This is a genomic window from Macrococcus equipercicus, from assembly GCF_004359525.2.
GTDB classification, from domain to species: domain Bacteria; phylum Bacillota; class Bacilli; order Staphylococcales; family Staphylococcaceae; genus Macrococcus; species Macrococcus equipercicus.
This window is the reverse complement of record NZ_SCWC02000004.1, coordinates 54,125-71,394: the sequence shown is the minus strand read 5'-3', so window position 1 is coordinate 71,394 and position 17,270 is coordinate 54,125. Positions and strand designations below refer to the sequence as shown.

The following is a 17,270-nucleotide window of genomic DNA, read 5'->3' as shown; positions in this document are numbered from 1 at the left end:
TATTATGACTAAAGCATTTAACAGAATCCATCTAATCGTCATGGACTCCGTCGGCATCGGTGAGGCACCGGATGCGGCTGACTTCGGCGATACTGGCAGCCATACGCTGAGAAACACACTGGCAGGCTTCGGTGAATCACTGCCGAACTTGCAGCAGCTCGGACTCGGTAACATTGAAGCGCTGCCGGGCGTCGCAGCGGTCGATAAGCCGGAAGCCTTCTATACGAAGCTCAGCGAATCGTCTGTCGGCAAAGATACGATGACCGGCCACTGGGAGATCATGGGGCTGAATATTGACAAGCCGTTCAACGTCTATCCGGACGGTTTCCCGGACGAACTGGTGGCAGCCATCGAAGAACTGTCAGGGCGGAAAGTCGTCGCGAACAAGCCGGCGTCAGGCACAGAGATCATTGAGGAATATGGCAGGCATCAAATGGAGACCGGTGACCTGATTGTCTACACTTCTGCTGACCCGGTGCTGCAGATTGCGGCACATGAAGATATCATTCCGCTGGATGAACTGTATGACATCTGCGAGAAAGTCCGCGAGCTGACGAAAGACCCGAAATATTTGATCGGCCGCATTATCGCCCGGCCGTATGTCGGTGAGCCGGGCAACTTCAAGCGGACAGCGCACCGCCATGACTACGCGCTGAAACCGTTCGGCCGTACAGTGATGAATGAGCTGAAAGATAACGGCTTTGACGTCATCGCCATCGGTAAGATCAATGATATTTATGACGGCGAGGGCGTGACAGAAGCGATCCGCACGCAGGACAACATGGACGGCATGGACAAGCTGATTGAAGTGGTCGGCCGTGACTTTGAAGGCTTGAGCTTCCTGAACTTAGTGGACTTCGATGCATTGTACGGTCACCGCCGCGACAAAGCAGGCTATGCGAATGCCATTAAAGCATTCGACGACCGGTTAGGCGAACTCATTCCGAAGCTCCGTGAAGATGACCTGGTCATCATTACGGCGGACCACGGGAACGACCCGACCGCACCAGGCACTGACCACACGCGTGAATATGTGCCGCTCCTGATGTTCAGTCCGAAAGTGAAGGATTACCATAAGCTTGCCAGCCACGACACATTCGCGTCAATCGGTGCGACGATCGCTGATAACTTTGGTGTACCGCTGCCTGAGTTCGGCCGCAGCTATTTAGGTGACATGAATGTTTAGGCGGCTGCTGTACGGCACGGTTTATACGGTGGCCGGCGTGCTGCATTTCACACGGGAGGAGAACTTCCGTAAGATTGTGCCGAAAGTATTGCCGTGCCGCAAGTTCATCGTCCAGGCGTCCGGCGTCATGGAAGTGCTGTTCGGCTTGAGCCTGCTGTTAAGAAAGCCGGGCCCGAAGACAAAGCGGCTGCTGCAGCTGTTTTTAGTCGCAGTCTTTCCGGCGAACGTCTATATGGCGGCGAACAATATCGACCTGAACGGCAGAAAGCTGCCATGGTGGGCGCTGTGGGGCAGACTGCCGCTGCAGGGATGGCTGATTAAAGAGATGGATAAGTTGTAGAAGAGAGTCGATGACGACTCTCTTTTTTCTGCGGCGCGAAAAAAGCGAATTTTGATGAAAAGTGTGATTTTCGTGAAAATCTGCAGCTTGTGAGCGTGATTTCTTCAAAAGCTGCCAGGTTTTCTTGAAAAACTGCAGCGGCGCGAAAAAACGTCATTCACGTAGACGTGTTATTATAGTGGCGGAGGTGAGCTGTTGCTACTGAAAAGCTATAGTAAAAGTCATGAATTTGTCTATCTTGAAGCGCTGGAAAAACGGGTGACGCTGGTCGATGAAGATTACCGGCAGTTAATGAAGCACCGGTCAGGACTGGACGGGGAGAAGCAGTTTTTCAAGCTGCTTGAATCGCTCGATAGTGTTGTCATCTGGGATCTGCTGCTGGAAGCGGAAGACTACGCGCAGTATGATTTCATCGTGATTGCGGGCGGTCATGTGCTGCTCTTTGATGTCAAGAATAACGGCGGGATTTATCAGTATGACCAGGGGAATATGATCGGCAGAAACGCACGCATTATTAAAGATTACCGGCCGCAGCTGGAACGCGCCCGCTACATGCTCGACAAAGTGCTGCAGGACAGCGGCATCACAGCGAAAATAACAAGCCGGATTGTCTTTATCAACGAAACATTCCGCCTTGTCGGGTTTGACGGTGATGCGCGGGTCGTATTTCCGGCGCAGTGCCCGCAGATTGTCGATTATTTAAACACATTGGAAGTGACACCGCGCGACATCGCCATCGGAAAAACACTCGTCGCGAAGCACGCTGGCCATTATCCGTACAGTAACAGGAAGACTACTGATTATGAGTGTGTTGATTCACGGCTGCGATGTATGGACTGCCGGCAGCTGTTTACGCCAGTGCTGTATCAGCAGTACGTGGACTGCAGCTGCGGTCATTCAATGAAGCGGGAAGCGGTGATGATGGCCAACCTGCATGAACTGATGCTGATTAAGAACGACTCGTTTACGATTGCAGAAGCGATGGACTGGACGATGAGTTCCAGAACGACCGTCAAGCGGTTTCTAAGGAAACATGCGATTAAAATGGGCAATAACCGGTCGACAAAATACAAGTTGAAGCCGTTTGAAGGCCAAAATTCAGATGGAGTCCGCTGAAAAGAGTGAGAAGTGGCCTTCAGGAGCCGTTTGAAGGCCAAAATTCAGGGGGTGACCGCTGAAAAGAGTGAGAAGTGGCCTTCAGGAGCCGTTTGAAGGCCAAAATTCAGATGGAGTCCGCTGAAAAGAGTGAGAAGTGGCCTTCAGGAGCCGTTTGAAGGCCAAAATTCAGGCGATGACCGTCAGATTGAGTGAGAAGTGGCCTTCAGGAGCCGTTTGAAGGCCAAAATTCAGGCGGTGACCGCTGAAAAGAGTGAGAAGTGGCCTTCAGGAGCCGTTTGAAGGCCAAAATTCAGATGGAGTCCGCTGAAAAGAGTGAGAAGTGGCCTTCAGGAGTGGTTTGAAGGCCAAAATTCAGGGGGTGACCGCTGAAAAGAGTGAGAAGTGGCCTTCAGCAATTAGCTGAAGGCCACTTTTTGTTCTCCTGTTAAGGAGTTATCCTTCGATTTGACGCTGGATGGCTCTCAACGTATGGAGCCAGTCGACGATATCGTCGAAGTTGTCAGTATGATGAGTATAGCAGTAGTCTATGAAGCAGGTCGCATCATCGACTGCACAATGATGATGGAAGTCACTGATGAGTTCTGCCCGGTAGCGTTTCAGCTCTTCCGCTGTGATCAGCTCAGCTTCAGCAGTGTAACGAGCAAGCGCATCTTCTCTGCCATATGTCTCAATGAGCTGCAGCCGTTCTTTTCTGTTGAACATGACATCATCTCCGTATTCACATCATACTAAGAAACGGTCGGCCATGCGGTTAATTTTCAGTTAAGTAATTGTAAATAAAGTAAATACGTGACGACATTCAGCCTTAGCTGTTAGAGGAAACTTTTTTAGGTGGGACATGCATTACAGCACAGTAAAAGGGTATACTAGTATTATTCTATAGACGAAAGGGGTTCAACTATGGGCTGCCCATATCATTATGAAGAACCGGTCCGTCGCCCTGGCAAATCCAGATACACTCTTGGAGTACTGCTTGGTGCGCTGGCAATCGGAGCAACAGTTATAGCATTAACAAAGAAATCATCCAGTGAGGGGGCTGACGCGCCTAAGCTGTTCGAAAAACAGAAGACACCGAACCAGTATATCGGTCAGGAGTTCTACATGCCGCATTTTATGCTGAAAAACTTCCATGTGACACCGAATGAGACGGGCGTATCAGTGCGCATCGACTATACGATTGATGACATACTGTACAACCATCTGATGCATAACACACCGCACTACACATTCAGATTCACACTGCCTGAAGAATACAGACAGTCATTTGAAGGTGACGGGACGGCGGAAGTGATCGGTGACTTAGTCTACGGCACAGGCGACCGTAAAGACTATGCCGTGACATTCGACTTCAAGCAGCGTGAAGACGCTGATAAGAACACTGCCGCGAAATTGAATGAAAGAACCGGGAAATACAAACTCGACATCGTAGATAACCAGCTGAAAGTGTTGAATAACTTTGATGATGTGTATGGCGCGGTGAATATCATCCGCTTCTAAATATTAAAAAAGCAGTAGCACTGCTTTTTTATTTAGAATAATTTTAGACAAATAAACTGCGGTGTCTGGAATGACTTTTTAGGACCACAGCTTGACAGCAATGATGAAAATCTTTATACACTGCAGCTCGATCTGCAAGTTTTCAAAGAACGAAGCACGACCGGATAGAACTATTTGATGGCAGGGTGGCTGATGGTGCTGCTGCCGGTCATCGTTCTGTTCTTTATGCTCTACAAATACTTCATCCAAGGTTCCAACATTACCGGACAGAGTTCGGTCGATAAATAAAATCCCGCTAATAACAGCGGGATTTTTTTGTTATTATATGAAAAGTGGCCTTCAGGAGCCGTTTGAAGGCCAAAATTCCGGAAAAATGAGTGAAATCAGTGAGAAGTGGCCTTCAAGAGCCGTTTGAAGGCCAAAATTCCGGAAAAATGAGTGAAATCAGTGAGAAGTGGCCTTCAGGAGCCGTTTGAAGGCCAAAATTCCGGAATAATCACCATAATCAATAAAAAAGTGGCCTTCAAATTAACGCTCTGTTTGAAGGCCACTACTCTCAATAATTAATCCTGATAAATGATAGACCATTTGTCTTTATGAGCTAACATGTCTGTCGCGAGTGCTTGTGCGCCTGCCAGGCTGTGGCTTGCTGCCCAGCCGCACTGCACTTCGTTGCAGGCCGGCACGGCTGTTGCTGTCAGCACGTCGTTCAATGTCTGCTCTAAAATGACAAGGACGTCATCGTAGTCCGCATGGTTGATGAGCGATAAGTAGAAGCCGGTCTGGCAGCCCATCGGTGAGATGTCGACGACTTTGTCGGTATGATTACGGATGTTTTCTGCCATTAAGTGTTCCAGTGAATGAAGCGCCGGCATCTCCATATGTTCTTTGTTCGGCTGCTTGAAACGGATGTCATATTTATGGATGACATCGCCGTGCTGTCCTTCTTTAATGCCTGCCAGGCGGACAAATGGTGCCGCGACTTTTGTGTGATCAAGGTTGAAACTTTCCACATTCATCTTCTGCATGTTGACACTCCTTATTGAATGGCTTTAAAGCCTTGTTTTAAGTCTTCCAGTAAGTCTTCACTATCTTCAATACCCACTGAGATACGGACTAATCCATCTGTAATACCTAGTTCAAGGCGGCGTTCACGTGGAATAGAAGCATGCGTCATCTGGCTCGGTACTGAGATCAAGCTTTCGACGGCGCCGAGAGATTCTGCCAGCGTAAAGTACTCAAGCGAGCGGACGAGCAGTTCTGCTTGTTCTTTAGAACCGACGTCAAAGGCGATCATTCCACCGAAACCGGTCGCCTGGCGTTTCTGTACAGCAAGCTGCGCCGCACCGAGCTGACTTGGATGGAAGACAGCTGTCACTTGACTGTTGCTGTCCAGATAATCGACGATTTCAAGCGTCGTTTTCTCCGTCTGCTCCATACGCAGAGCGAGCGTTTTAATGCCGCGGATCAACAGAAAGCTGTCCTGTGGTCCGAGCACGCCGCCGACTGAGTTCTGGATGAACCCTAACTGCTCCGCAATCGCGGCATCTTTTGTGACAAGCAGACCTGCGACAACGTCACTGTGACCGCCGATATATTTAGTCGCTGAGTGCAGCACGATGTCTGCCCCGAGGTCAAGCGGATTCTGGAAGTAGGGTGTCATAAATGTATTGTCGACGACAGAGATCAAGCCGTGCGCGCTTGCGATGGCGGCCATGCGTTCAATATCTGTGACGTTCAGCAGCGGGTTAGTCGGTGTCTCGATGTAGAGCATCTTTGTGTTCTCTGTAATCGCTGCTGTCACTGCTGCTTCGTCCGTCGTATCGACAAACGTTGATTTGACACCGATACGGTCGAATACTTTCGTGAATACGCGGTATGTACCGCCGTAGACATCAGAACCGACGACGATATGGTCGCCGGCATTCAGCATCATGATGACCGCTGATACAGCTGCCATCCCTGAACCGAAGGCAAAGCCGTCAGTGCCGTGCTCGAGGTCTGCGATGAGTGACTCAAGTGCGGACCGCGTCGGATTTTTTGTCCGTGAATATTCATAGCCCTGACGGAGTCCGCCGATTCCGTCCTGCTTGTACGTGCTTGTCTGGTAGATAGGCGTGGAGACTGCCCCGGTAAATTCATCGGTCGTACGGCCGCCGTGAATCATCATTGTTTTCTTTTTCATTATAACGCTCCTTAATCATATATATGCTGTGATAAATAACGGTCGCTTGCATCCGGGAAAATAACAACGATATTTCCCTGGACATAAGGTGCCTGGTTCAGTGCTGCAGCAAGTGCAGCGCCCGATGAACTGCCGACCAGCAGCCCTTCACGTCGTGCCAGTTTTTTCACTGCATCAAACGCGGCGTCATCAGTAATGGTCTCAATCGCGTCAATCAGTTCCCGTGTCATAAACTTCGGCCATACTTCCACACCGATACCTTCTGTGCGGTGTGACCCGCTGTCACCGCCGTTTAAGATCGAGCCGACTGGTTCAACGACGACCGTGCGCGCACCTCTTGGCTTCAGCCGTTCAGCGAGACCGGTGAACGTCCCGCCGCTGCCTGCACCGGCAACAATCATCGCGACCTCACCGAGTTCAGCGGTCAGTTCATTTGCCAGTTTATCATAACTTGCGGGATTAGCTGACGATTCAAACTGATTCGTATAGTAGGCGCCGGTCCTCTTTGCGTCTGCCGCGGCTGCTGCACGGGCGCCGAGCATACCGTCAGCAGTCGCGGTCATGATCAGCTCTGCGCCGAGCGCCCGCATGATCGCCTGCTTCTCAATACTGAATTTCTCAGGAACATAGAGGCGGAGTTTCAAGCCGTGCGCGAGGCAGGCGAGAGCGAGGCCGATGCCTGTATTGCCGGCAGTCGCCTCTACAACTTCACCGGTGCTAATGTCACCGCGGCGCACAGCCTCGTCGATCAAATGACGGCCGAGCCGGTCTTTCACGGAGCCGCCGAGATTGTACATCTCAAGCTTTGCGAACAGGCGCACACCTGCCGGCAGCTCAAATGCTGTCAGTTCGACAAGCGGTGTGCCGCCGGTTAAGTCAGCAGGCTTGTGATATGTCTTTTTAGTGAGGACCGTCAGATGAGCGAAGTTGTTCAGCTGCACCGACTCAAAGTTGAAGCCGTGCTGCTTTGCGATGGCCATGATTGTCTCTTTCAATGGATAGTATTCGCGGTTCAAATCCTCGACCAGATGATGATGGCCGAGCGCCTCGTAATGGCGGATGATGTGCTGTTTCTCGTCCCGGCTGTTGAACATCGTATCAAGGATGACGATGCGGCCGCCGTCATTGAGCAGTGTGCCGTACTGTTTGATGGCTGCTGACTTTTCCGTGTCCGTCAGATGATGGAAGGCGAACGAACTGATGATCGTATCGGCTTCGGTCGCATCAAAATGCAGGAAGTCACCTGTCTTGAATGACAGGCCGGTCTTCTGCTCGCCGATTGCCGCCATCTCAGGGCTTGGTTCGTATGCGGTCACTTCCAGTCCTTTGTTCAGGAGCAGCAGCGTCAAATTGCCGGTACCGGGACCGAATTCAATCGTCCGTCCTTCAGCGCGCTTTGCTGCTTCCTTCAGCATAAACGTGTAGTTCTCGAACACATCTTTGTACTCTGGATTATGGCCGCTCACTGCCTCGTCATAATTCACAGCCCATTCCTCAAAAATATCCATAAAAGATAAAGCCATTATGCCACCTCTTCTTTTTCCTACTGATTAACTCGGGATTAATAATACCATGAATGTCTTGTAGTGACAATGAAATGATTTGTGAAAATGCCGGCATCATACTATAATACTTCCAACAGAGAAGTCTGATTATTGTGATTTCTAAGGAGGGAGTTAGATGAGAAGAGTCATAGTGGAGCCTTATGACAGCATATGGCAGCATCTCTACATTGAAGAAGCACGGAAGCTCCGCGACGTGTTCAAAGACCAGCTTGTGGCCATCCATCATATCGGTTCGACAGCTGTGCCGGGGCTGGCGGCGAAACCGGTCATCGATATCATGCCGGTCGTCAAAGATCTTGCGTCGGTCGATGACTTGACCGACTGTCTCACAGCGCTCGGTTACACGGTGCACGGTGAGAACGGCATACCGGGCCGCCGCTATTTCCAAAAAGGCGGTGACAACCGTACGCATCACGTTCATGTGTACCAAAAAGGAGATGCCAATATCGTGCGGCATCTGGCGTTTCGTGACTACTTGCGGACGTTCCGCGGTGAGATGGAACGCTATCAAGCCCTGAAGTTCGAGCTTGCACAGCGCTATCCGTTTGATATCGCGTCCTATATCGAAGGGAAGAATATTTTCGTCCTGGTGATGGAGCAGAAAGCATTGTCCTGGTATAACAATCATTCGTTGCTGCCGAAAGAACTGATTTCGTGAGAGCTGGGCTTTTTTCTTAAATTTTCCTTAAAAATTAAGGGACGCTATTGAATCCGGTCATGTTTAATGCTATAACAAATGGCAAAGAGGTGAGAGGATGACAAGCGTCCTGATAATTGAAGATGAGATTGAGATTGCTGAAATGATTCGTTTCATTCTGCTGAAAGAAGGCTTTGAGCCAGTAAATATCGCGCTGAACTGCAAGGAAGCGGAAGACCGGCTGGCCGTTCACCATGACACGTATATACTGGACATCAATCTGCCGGACGGCTCAGGGTATAAGCTTGCTGAGCAGATCAGAAGCTTCTCGAAGGCACCGATCCTCTATGTCTCAGCGAATGTCACTGACGACGACAAGCTGAAAGGCTTCGCTACAGGCGCAGATGATTATATTACAAAACCTTTTAACCCGCTTATTTTAGCGGCACGCGTCAAAGCGAATGCCCAGCGTTATGTACGCGATTACCGGAATGTTGCGTTTTTCTTTGATGAGCGGAAAGCAGAGCTGATTGTGGACGGCAGGACGTATCACCTGTCCGGCAAGCAGTATTTACTGATGCAGTATTTGTACGAAAACCAGAACAGGGTGCTGACGAAAGAAGAGATTTACGAGGCAGTGTGGGAAAATCGCTTCGTCGATGAGAACACAGTAATGGTCCATGTCAGAAAGCTGAGAGAGAAGCTCGAGGACAATCCGAGTGAACCGAAGCGGCTGCTGACCGTCCGCAGTGTCGGCTATATTTTAAAAGTAGGCATTGAAGAATGAGCATCGGACGGAAATTCACATGGCGTTTCATCAATTATTTCCTATTATTATATGTATTGATCAATGTCGCTGTCATCGCGCTCTTCATTTATTTGACCATCCGCTGGGACGGCACGCTGCTCACCGGTGACCTCACGACTGAGTCGACGTCAACGATGCAGTCACTGATCAACACGAAGGGCGGCATCTCCATCAAGCAGCCGCTCCGGGATGCACTGAAGAAGAATGACAGCATGCTGCTTATTAGAGATGAGAACGGCAGGACACTAAAAGTCTTCAACCAGAACAATGAACAGCTGCACGGGCTGTACTGGTATTATATTCAAGATATAACGACATGGTCGCTGACACCTGACCGCCAGGCGGTTTTAATCAGCCGGAAGCCGATCGTCAAGGCGGCGGAGCTGTTTGACTTAAGGCAGGACGACAAGCTGAAGCGCTATATGAATCAGCATGAGCTCGGTTTATTCATGCAGAGTTCACGAGCGGCGGAGCTGAAGAAGATCCATGGTGATTTCTCGACGAAGCTTATTGAGAAGGCGTGGTTCCAAGATTTAAACGGGGATAACTTCAATGACTACAATATCCGGGAGACGCTGCGCGACGGCCGCTACTACTTGTTCGTCCAGAAAAATCCGAGCGTGCTCGACAAGCAGATCATCTTTGACGAGAACGGCGTGTTCAAAGATCAGGCCTTTATGTCGGACATAAAGAATTTCCTGCTGTGGTACCTCGGCTTTTCCGTCCTCGTATTCGGTATCATACTGACGCTTGCGCTGATTCTCGGCTACCGGCTGACACGGCCGCTCGTCCATTTTATCGACTGGGTGAAGCAGCTGCAGAGCGGGACTTATGTAGTGCCGGAGAACGACAAAGTATATCGGCGTGGCCGTCTGCGCCGAAAGTACCGCATGTATACGTCTGTCGATGAATCGATTAAAGAGCTGACGACGAAACTCCGGATGGATGAGGCGTATCAGAAGCGGATCGGCAAGCTGCGTGAGGAATGGATCGCAGGAATCAGTCATGACTTGAAGACGCCGCTCAGCTCGATTTACGGCTACAGCAAACTGCTGACAAGCGACATCGAGATCACGGGCGAGGAACGGCAGCGATTTGCCGAGATCATTGAAGATAAAGCGCTCTACATCGATACGTTGATCAAAGACTTGAACATGACTTACGAGCTGAAAAGCGATGTGCTGGAATTCAATAAGGAAGCAACGCCTATTGTGCCTTATATCAATCAGTTTGTCGATAACTACAATCAGCCGAACTTGCGCTATGTCAATCAGACGGATGCAGTCGTGTTGATTGACCGCGAACGGATGAAGCGGGTGCTGCTCAACATTATATCGAATGCCTTCGTACATAACGATAATGTTGACGTCTGGCTCAACACGACAGCAGTGGACGATGCGCTGGTCATCACGATTGCGGACAACGGCAGCGGCATCAACAAAGAAGAACTGCCTTATATATTCAACCATTATTATCGAGGGACGAATACGACCGCTGACACTAACGGCTCCGGCCTCGGTCTCGCGGTTGCGCAGCAGATTGTCCGCAGCCATAACGGCCGGATAGAAGTCGAGAGTTCGGTCGCAGGGACACAGTTCAGAATTTATCTGCCGCTTAATGAGACGTGAAATAAATGAATTTTCAGTCAATAATAGGTTGACGTTTCCAGCAAACAATTGTATAGTGTTCAATAACAATTCAATCACTTATCAAGACGGATCGAGGGAACGGCCCAATGACGTCCAGCAACCTACCTTACGGCAAGGTGCTAATTCCTACCAGCAGCAGCTGGAAGATAAGAAGAAGAGGCATTCCTTATCTGACAGGGATGTCTCTTTTGTTTTCTTGAATGAGTGGAACAGGAAGGAAATGAAACCATGACAACTAATTCAACGGCAGCAATCGCCTATACAGAAAGCATCACCCGCTATATCGCAGCACATGAAGACGACATTATTAAGATCAGCCATGCCATCCATGCACGGCCGGAGCTCGGCAACGAAGAGTACTTCGCGCAGGAGCAGCTGTCAGAGCTGCTGGAAAGAAACGGATTTGACGTTGTCCGTGACATCGCAGGCCATCCGACCGGTTTCATCGCGACTTATAAAGCGGCGCAGCAAGGGCCGGTCATCGCGTTTTTAGCGGAATATGATGCGCTGCCTGACCTTGGACACGCATGCGGCCATAATATTATCGGCACGAGCAGTGTCCTTGCCGCTTTGGCACTGAAGACCGTGATCGATGACATCGGCGGCGTCATCAAAGTATTCGGCACACCGGCAGAAGAAGGCGGCGTGAACGGCAGCGCGAAAGCGACTTATGTCAAAGCCGGCCTGTTTGATGACTGTGACGTCGCGCTCATGGTCCATCCGGGACATGAATCATACCGCACAGTGCCGACACTTGCCGTCGATGTATTTGAAGTCGAGTTTTTCGGCAGAAGTGCTCATGCCTCAGAGAATGCCTTCAACGGCGTCAACGCGCTCGACATGATGATCAGCTTTTTCAATGGTGTCGGACAATTGCGACAACATATTAAACCAAAAGACAAAGTTCATGGTATTATATTAAATGGTGGCGCAAGTGCCAATATTGTACCGGATTATACGAAAGCAAGATTTTATACGCGCGCGCTCAGCCGTCGTGATTTAAACGGGCTGACAGAGAAAGTGGAACGCATCGCAGCAGGTGCCGCGGAGATGGCCGGTGGTCAGTACAGACTGAATCATATTCAAAACGGTGTCGATGAATTTATAGTGAATGACCGTCTGGATGATCTGTTTGAACGGCATGCTGCGCTTCACGGCGAAGTGATTCAGCACGATGACTTTGGCTTTGGGTCTACGGACACCGGAAATGTGAGCCATGTCATTCCGACGATTCACCCGCACCTTAAGATCGGTCCGTCCACATTGATCGGGCATACGTATGAATTTGAGCAGGCCGCAGCAAGTGCTGAAGGCGACCGCGCGCTGCTGCAGGGTGCCCGTATAATGGCGACAATGGCAGTTGAGCTAATCACACAACCAGCTGTCCTTGACGAAATCAAGGAGCTGCATCAACATCTGAAGGGGTAAATTAATGAACAATTTCGCTGCGAAACTACCGCTGACACTACACAAACTATATGGTGATCATGTAGTTTTTACGTCCCGCCCGTCGTTCGGCAAAAATCCATGGCTGACGACTGAAGGACATCAATCCAATATGCTGACAGCCCGTGAACTGCTGATCGCTGATATGCCGGTCATTGTCCACGAAGCAGCAGTCGGCGACAAATCACGCGCCTTATTTGAAGCAGCCGGTATCGCTATGCCGGAGAACTTCCGCAGTTATACGGATGAAGCTTCTTATAATGCGCGGCTCAGAGAAGCAGAGAACAACGGAGAAAAGATTTTCTTTCAATATACCCATGAAGCAGAATATGTGAATTCTGAGACGTCATATGTAGACCGTGCGACGTTCATCGCACTGAACAACAAGATGCGTCTAGCGGAATGGACGAAAGGTAAATTTCTGCCGCACCGTGAAGTAGTGAATGTCAAAGTGCTGGCCGACAAACTTCGTGACTGGGAATTCCCGTATGTACTGAAGCCGGCGGACGACCACCCGACAGCAGGCGGTTACGGCGTGATGATCTGTTATAATGATAAGGATTTGAAAAAAGCATTGCAGCGCATCGGGGAAGCAGAAGGCGCGAGTGATTTCATCATCGAAGATTTCATTCAGACGACTGCCAACTACTGCGTGCAGTATGCTTACAGTGATGAACTGGGGATGAAGTACTTAGGTGCCTCAATCCAGAATACAGATGAATATGGGAAATATAAAGGCAACACGACGGCAGAGCATGTGCCGGAGCACGTCATTAAAGCCGGGCAGGAAATTATGCAGAACGGCGTTGACGCAGGTTACCGCGGCATCGCAGGATTCGATCTGCTGCTGGATGACAAGGACCATGTTTATGCAATCGACTTGAATTTCCGTCAGAATGGCTCAACGTCATTGCTGCTGATTAATGATTTACTGGCAGGAGAACACAAGAAATTCCTCGGCTATTATTCCAATATCGAGAACAGTAAGTTCTATGACCGCATTATGCAGGAAGTAAAATCCGGTCAGCTGTTCCCGCTCGCTTATTATGACGGCGATTTCTACAGCAAAGATCAGACGATATCGCGCTTCGTCGGCATATGGCACGGCACAAAAGAAGAAGTGGCAGCAAAAGATGCAGCATTGGCTGCTTTTAACTCATAATGGAAATCCCGCAGCTGACTTTAGTCAACTGCGGGATTTTTTTGGCTTGAAGTGAAAGACGGCAGCCGTTTGAAGGCCAAAATTCAGGAGAAGATCGTCAGACTAAGTGAAAAGTGGCCTTCAGGAGCGGTTTGAAGGCCAAAATTCAGGAGAAGATCGTCAGATTGAGTGAAAAGTGGCCTTCAGGAGCGGTTTGAAGGCCAAAATTCAGGAGAAGACCGTCAGACTAAGTGAAAAGTGGCCTTCAGGAGCCGTTTGAAGGCCAAAATTCAGGAGAAGACTGTAAGACTAAGTGAAAAGTGGCCTTCAGGAGCGGTTTGAAGGCCAAAATTCAGGAGAAGACCGTCAGACTGAGTGAGAAGTGGCCTTCAGGAGCCGTTTGAAGGCCAAAATTCAGGAGAAGACCGTCAGACTGAGTGAGAAGTGGCCTTCAGCAGCCGTTTGAAGGCCAAAATTCAGGAGAAGACTGTCAGACTGAGTAATAAGCTGACGGCCGCACTATGATTAACGGGCAGCTGCTTCCATTAGACGCATCGTTCCGACGGCGCCTGAGAATTCACCATTTTCGATGAAATAAGGTTTAAAGCCGCGGAGAACAGTGTAGTCCATGACGACTTCGCGCAGCAGGGCGTTGCCTAAAAATGAGGAGCCGATATAGACGACATGCTCTGTCTTGAATTCACGGGCTGCATGAATAGAAATTGTTGTCACTGTTTCACCGACGACACCCATGACTGCTGCCAGCTTGTCATCAGCTGTGAATGTCATGTCATGCATATTGTGGAGCACATTACCGAAGTTCGCAGCTGTCAAATCACCCGGAATCGGCGTCTTATCCCCTTTATAAATATGTTTGACTTTCAAGTCGATCTTCTCACGGTCGCCTGCTGCCGCACGTGACGTCACTTCACTGAAGTCAGTGATGCCGGTCAATAAATAACTTAAACCTTGGATCATGCCGCCGCCTGCACCAGTACCGCCTGCACGCAGCTGATTCTCACCGTCGACAAAGTGAATGGATGTGCCGGTGCCGACGTTGGCAAATATATAGTCAGCAAGCGCGATGTCATGCTGCTCAAGAAAACTCTGGATGCCTCTGAACGTCGCGTCAAACTCAATCGACTGAAACGCCTGCTGCGGAATGAGTGACTGCAGATAAGTCGCCTTGCCGCCGGTCAGTGCAACGTCAGCATCCGGCAGTGCTGCAAGCCATGCTGCGACTTCTGTAATCTCAGTAGAAGGCTGCTTTTTGAACGTGAGCTGCCCCTGGTCCTCAACCGCAATTTTAATTAATGTGCCACCTGCATCAATACCAATTTTCATGTCATTACCTCGTTCTGTTGTGATAGCTCTATTCTAGCCTCTCATATCCCGCTGTACAATAAAAAAAGGAACGGGTGCAGTCCCGTTCCTTTTCTGAGTTGCCTAGGTACATTCATTATAACAGTAAACAATAATGATTTAAATGCATTTTCAAGTTTTTTAAATAATTTTTATTATCATCTGCATTTATTTCGCGCGTCCTGCCGTAATAACCGTAAGAATTTTCAGATTATTGTTGACTGAACGTTCATTCATTATGTAGAATGAACGCAAAGGGGTCAAGGGGGTAGTAGGTTGATTTATTTGAACTGGCTGTTATTTCTAGCTGTGACAGGCTATGCGGTTTATTTGTTTATATATTTAGTGAGGACGCGCTATCAGTTCATCAAGCTCGGCAAAAAGCATGAGTTCAATGCCGCGCGTGATGAACGGATTCATAAAGTGCTCGTCAATGTGTTCGGCCAGAAGAAGCTGCTGAAAGATAAAAAGTCCGGGACGATTCATGTCATGTTTTTCTACGGCTTTCTGCTCGTGCAGTTCGGGGCGATTGATCTGATCATTAAAGGATTATTGCCCGGGAAACATCTGCCGTTCGGACCGGTGTATCCGCTGTTCACATTTTTCCAGGAGCTTGTGACGTTGATGATACTTGTCGCAGTAGTCTGGGCGTTCTATCGACGTTACATTGAACAGCTGGCACGCCTGAAGCGAGGCTGGAAGGCAGGGCTTGTGCTGATCTTTATCGGCGGCCTGATGCTGTCGGTGCTGTTTGCAAACGCGATGCAGCTGCTCTGGCATGGTGAGAGCGGCGTGTGGTCGGAACCGATTGCGTCAGCGATTGCAGCTGTCTTCCGGTTCATTCAGCCGGCTGCTGCACCGCTGTTCTTTCTGTTCTGGTGGCTGCACTTATTATTCCTGCTGGCATTCCTTGTCTACGTGCCGCAGTCCAAACACGCCCATTTAATCGCGGGGCCGGCCAACGTCTATTTGAACCGCACGCGGCCGACCGGTAAGCTTGACACCGTCAACTTTGAAGAGGTGGATGAAGAAGCACCGGCGTTCGGTGTATCACAGATCGACCAGTTTACCGACAAGCAGCTGCTCGACTTATATGCCTGCGTCGAATGCGGCCGCTGCACGAATATGTGTCCGGCGTCCATCACCGGCAAAACTTTGTCGCCGATGCACATCATCACGAAGCTGCGCGACCATTTGACGCTGACCGGTGCCGCCGTCACGAGCAAGTCGCCGTGGGTGCCGGCACCGCTCTTCGCCGGGACGCTCGGCAATCAGCTCGCACTAAGCAGCAGTCCTGTAGAGCTGTATCATCCGGCGATGGTCGGTGACGTCATAACAGAAGATGAACTATGGGCGTGCACGACGTGCCGGAACTGTGAAGACCAGTGCCCGGTGATGAATGAACATGTCGATAAGATCATCGATATGCGCCGCTATCTCGTCATGACAGAAGGCCGCATGAAGCCCGACGCACAGCGTGCCATGCAGAACATTGAGCGGCAGGGCAACCCGTGGGGACTGAACAAGAAAGATAAGGAAAAGTGGCGTGACGATTATCCGGACATCACTATTCCGACGGTGAAAGAACTAGGGGACACGCCGTTTGAGTACTTGTTCTGGGTGTCGTCCATGGGCGCATTTGACAAACGGTCGCAGAAAATTGCCGCGAGCTTCTGTGAGCTGCTGAATAAAGCAGACGTCACATTTGCGATTCTCGGCAATAAAGAGCGGAATTCCGGTGACACGGTGCGCAGGCTCGGCAATGAGTTTCTGTTCCAGGAGCTTGCCGACAAGAACGTGAAAGACATCGAGAAGACCGGTGCGAAGAAGTTGGTCACAATCGACCCGCACGCCTATCATACGTTTAAAAATGAATATCCGGACTTCGGACTCGACATTGAAGTGAAGCATCATACCGAGCTGCTGGCGGAACTTGTCGCAGCAGGGCGGCTGCAGCCGACCGAGACGCTTGACGAGACAATCACGTATCATGATTCATGTTATCTCGGCCGCTACAACGACATTTACAGCGCACCGCGCCAGCTGCTCAATGCGCTCGGTGCAGATGTCGTCGAGATCAAGCGCAATCGTCAAGATGCCATGTGCTGCGGCGCGGGCGGCGGCATGATGTGGACGGAGGAAGAAGGGGAACGCGTCAACATCAACCGGACGGAGCAGGCGCTCACAACCGGTGCGACAACGATCGCCACAGCCTGTCCGTTCTGTCTGACGATGATTTCAGACGGGACAAAGGCGCTTGAAGTGAACGACCACGTCGCGACGAAAGATTTAGCAGAGTTATTGAATGATTCCATAAAAAAAGGGGTAGTGTAAA

At 50.0% G+C, this 17,270-nt stretch carries 15 protein-coding genes, 1 pseudogene and 1 riboswitch; of the genes and pseudogenes, 10 read left to right on the top strand and 6 right to left on the bottom strand.

What is annotated here, in order from left to right:
* Positions 1-4 precede the first annotated feature (4 nt).
* From deoB to ERX35_RS06870, 3 genes are all read left to right on the top strand, one after another.
* Positions 5-1,186, top strand: coding sequence for a phosphopentomutase (gene deoB, locus ERX35_RS06880; protein ID WP_149459185.1), 1,182 nt, complete (start codon positions 5-7; stop codon positions 1,184-1,186).
* Complete coding sequence (locus ERX35_RS06875) at positions 1,179-1,526, top strand: DoxX family protein (protein WP_149459184.1); 348 nt, start codon at positions 1,179-1,181, stop codon at positions 1,524-1,526. The genes deoB and ERX35_RS06875 overlap by 8 nt, the downstream gene beginning before the upstream one ends.
* Before the next feature lie 195 nt (positions 1,527-1,721).
* Positions 1,722-2,642 carry a nuclease-related domain-containing protein gene (locus ERX35_RS06870; RefSeq protein WP_149459183.1) on the top strand — a complete coding sequence of 307 codons (921 nt, stop codon included), beginning with the start codon at positions 1,722-1,724 and terminating at the stop codon, positions 2,640-2,642.
* Positions 2,643-3,077: 435 nt separating this feature from the next.
* Here the strand turns inward: ERX35_RS06870 and ERX35_RS06865 are convergent, their stop codons facing one another.
* The gene (locus ERX35_RS06865) at positions 3,078-3,347 is read right to left on the bottom strand and encodes a hypothetical protein (protein ID WP_149459182.1); all 270 of its coding nucleotides are present in this window, start codon (positions 3,345-3,347) and stop codon (positions 3,078-3,080) included.
* Between the two features lie 198 nt (positions 3,348-3,545).
* On the opposite strand from ERX35_RS06865, the gene ERX35_RS06860 reads away from it, so the two are divergent.
* A complete protein-coding gene (locus ERX35_RS06860; protein ID WP_149459181.1) occupies positions 3,546-4,142 on the top strand; it encodes a hypothetical protein in 597 nt (198 codons plus the stop codon).
* A 563-nt stretch (positions 4,143-4,705) separates the two neighbouring features.
* Here ERX35_RS06860 and ERX35_RS06850 read toward each other — a convergent pair.
* From ERX35_RS06850 to ERX35_RS11585, 4 genes and pseudogenes are all read right to left on the bottom strand, one after another.
* On the bottom strand, positions 4,706-5,170 hold the full coding sequence (locus ERX35_RS06850) for an S-ribosylhomocysteine lyase (RefSeq protein WP_149459180.1): 465 nt from the start codon (positions 5,168-5,170) through the stop codon (positions 4,706-4,708).
* Positions 5,171-5,181: 11 nt separating this feature from the next.
* Positions 5,182-6,327, bottom strand: coding sequence for a bifunctional cystathionine gamma-lyase/homocysteine desulfhydrase (locus ERX35_RS06845; RefSeq protein WP_149459179.1), 1,146 nt, complete (start codon positions 6,325-6,327; stop codon positions 5,182-5,184).
* 11 nt (positions 6,328-6,338) lie between these two features.
* Positions 6,339-7,244: a PLP-dependent cysteine synthase family protein gene (locus ERX35_RS11590; protein WP_246143140.1), complete on the bottom strand. Its 906-nt coding sequence runs from the start codon at positions 7,242-7,244 to the stop codon at positions 6,339-6,341.
* 45 nt (positions 7,245-7,289) lie between these two features.
* Positions 7,290-7,835 (bottom strand): annotated as a pseudogene (locus ERX35_RS11585) (methyltransferase domain-containing protein); the annotation flags it as partial.
* 172 nt (positions 7,836-8,007) lie between these two features.
* Here ERX35_RS11585 and ERX35_RS06835 point away from each other — a divergent pair.
* The 5 genes from ERX35_RS06835 (at position 8,008) to ldmS (ending at position 13,594) form a co-directional block, all read left to right on the top strand.
* Positions 8,008-8,550 carry a GrpB family protein gene (locus ERX35_RS06835; protein WP_149459177.1) on the top strand — a complete coding sequence of 181 codons (543 nt, stop codon included), beginning with the start codon at positions 8,008-8,010 and terminating at the stop codon, positions 8,548-8,550.
* 97 nt (positions 8,551-8,647) lie between these two features.
* The gene (locus tag ERX35_RS06830; RefSeq protein ID WP_149459176.1) at positions 8,648-9,316 is read left to right on the top strand and encodes a response regulator transcription factor; all 669 of its coding nucleotides are present in this window, start codon (positions 8,648-8,650) and stop codon (positions 9,314-9,316) included.
* Positions 9,313-10,965, top strand: coding sequence for a sensor histidine kinase (locus ERX35_RS06825; protein ID WP_149459175.1), 1,653 nt, complete (start codon positions 9,313-9,315; stop codon positions 10,963-10,965). The genes ERX35_RS06830 and ERX35_RS06825 overlap by 4 nt, the downstream gene beginning before the upstream one ends.
* Before the next feature lie 75 nt (positions 10,966-11,040).
* Positions 11,041-11,139, top strand: a riboswitch (SAM riboswitch).
* A 75-nt stretch (positions 11,140-11,214) separates the two neighbouring features.
* Positions 11,215-12,414 carry a M20 family metallopeptidase gene (locus ERX35_RS06820; RefSeq protein ID WP_149459320.1) on the top strand — a complete coding sequence of 400 codons (1,200 nt, stop codon included), beginning with the start codon at positions 11,215-11,217 and terminating at the stop codon, positions 12,412-12,414.
* Positions 12,415-12,418: 4 nt separating this feature from the next.
* Positions 12,419-13,594, top strand: coding sequence for an L-aspartate--L-methionine ligase LdmS (ldmS, locus tag ERX35_RS06815; protein WP_149459174.1), 1,176 nt, complete (start codon positions 12,419-12,421; stop codon positions 13,592-13,594).
* 504 nt (positions 13,595-14,098) lie between these two features.
* Here ldmS and coaW read toward each other — a convergent pair.
* Complete coding sequence (gene coaW / locus ERX35_RS06810; RefSeq protein WP_149459173.1) at positions 14,099-14,917, bottom strand: type II pantothenate kinase; 819 nt, start codon at positions 14,915-14,917, stop codon at positions 14,099-14,101.
* A gap of 294 nt (positions 14,918-15,211) precedes the next feature.
* Here coaW and ERX35_RS06805 point away from each other — a divergent pair, with 294 nt between their 5' ends.
* Positions 15,212-17,269 carry a (Fe-S)-binding protein gene (locus ERX35_RS06805; protein WP_149459172.1) on the top strand — a complete coding sequence of 686 codons (2,058 nt, stop codon included), beginning with the start codon at positions 15,212-15,214 and terminating at the stop codon, positions 17,267-17,269.
* Position 17,270: the final 1 nt, after the last annotated feature.

What these genes read in the sequence shown, in the direction of transcription:
- ldmS (WP_149459174.1), top strand. Translation starts at nt 12,419, where the DNA reads ATGAACAATTTCGCTGCGAAACTACCGCTGACACTACACAAACTATAT.
- ERX35_RS06835 (WP_149459177.1), top strand. Translation starts at nt 8,008, where the DNA reads ATGAGAAGAGTCATAGTGGAGCCTTATGACAGCATATGGCAGCATCTC.
- ERX35_RS06825 (WP_149459175.1), top strand. Translation starts at nt 9,313, where the DNA reads ATGAGCATCGGACGGAAATTCACATGGCGTTTCATCAATTATTTCCTA.
- coaW (WP_149459173.1), bottom strand. Translation starts at nt 14,917, where the DNA reads ATGAAAATTGGTATTGATGCAGGTGGCACATTAATTAAAATTGCGGTT.
- deoB (WP_149459185.1), top strand. Translation starts at nt 5, where the DNA reads ATGACTAAAGCATTTAACAGAATCCATCTAATCGTCATGGACTCCGTC.
- ERX35_RS06850 (WP_149459180.1), bottom strand. Translation starts at nt 5,170, where the DNA reads ATGCAGAAGATGAATGTGGAAAGTTTCAACCTTGATCACACAAAAGTC.
- ERX35_RS06865 (WP_149459182.1), bottom strand. Translation starts at nt 3,347, where the DNA reads ATGTTCAACAGAAAAGAACGGCTGCAGCTCATTGAGACATATGGCAGA.
- ERX35_RS06875 (WP_149459184.1), top strand. Translation starts at nt 1,179, where the DNA reads ATGTTTAGGCGGCTGCTGTACGGCACGGTTTATACGGTGGCCGGCGTG.
- ERX35_RS06830 (WP_149459176.1), top strand. Translation starts at nt 8,648, where the DNA reads ATGACAAGCGTCCTGATAATTGAAGATGAGATTGAGATTGCTGAAATG.
- ERX35_RS06860 (WP_149459181.1), top strand. Translation starts at nt 3,546, where the DNA reads ATGGGCTGCCCATATCATTATGAAGAACCGGTCCGTCGCCCTGGCAAA.
- ERX35_RS06845 (WP_149459179.1), bottom strand. Translation starts at nt 6,327, where the DNA reads ATGAAAAAGAAAACAATGATGATTCACGGCGGCCGTACGACCGATGAA.
- ERX35_RS06820 (WP_149459320.1), top strand. Translation starts at nt 11,215, where the DNA reads ATGACAACTAATTCAACGGCAGCAATCGCCTATACAGAAAGCATCACC.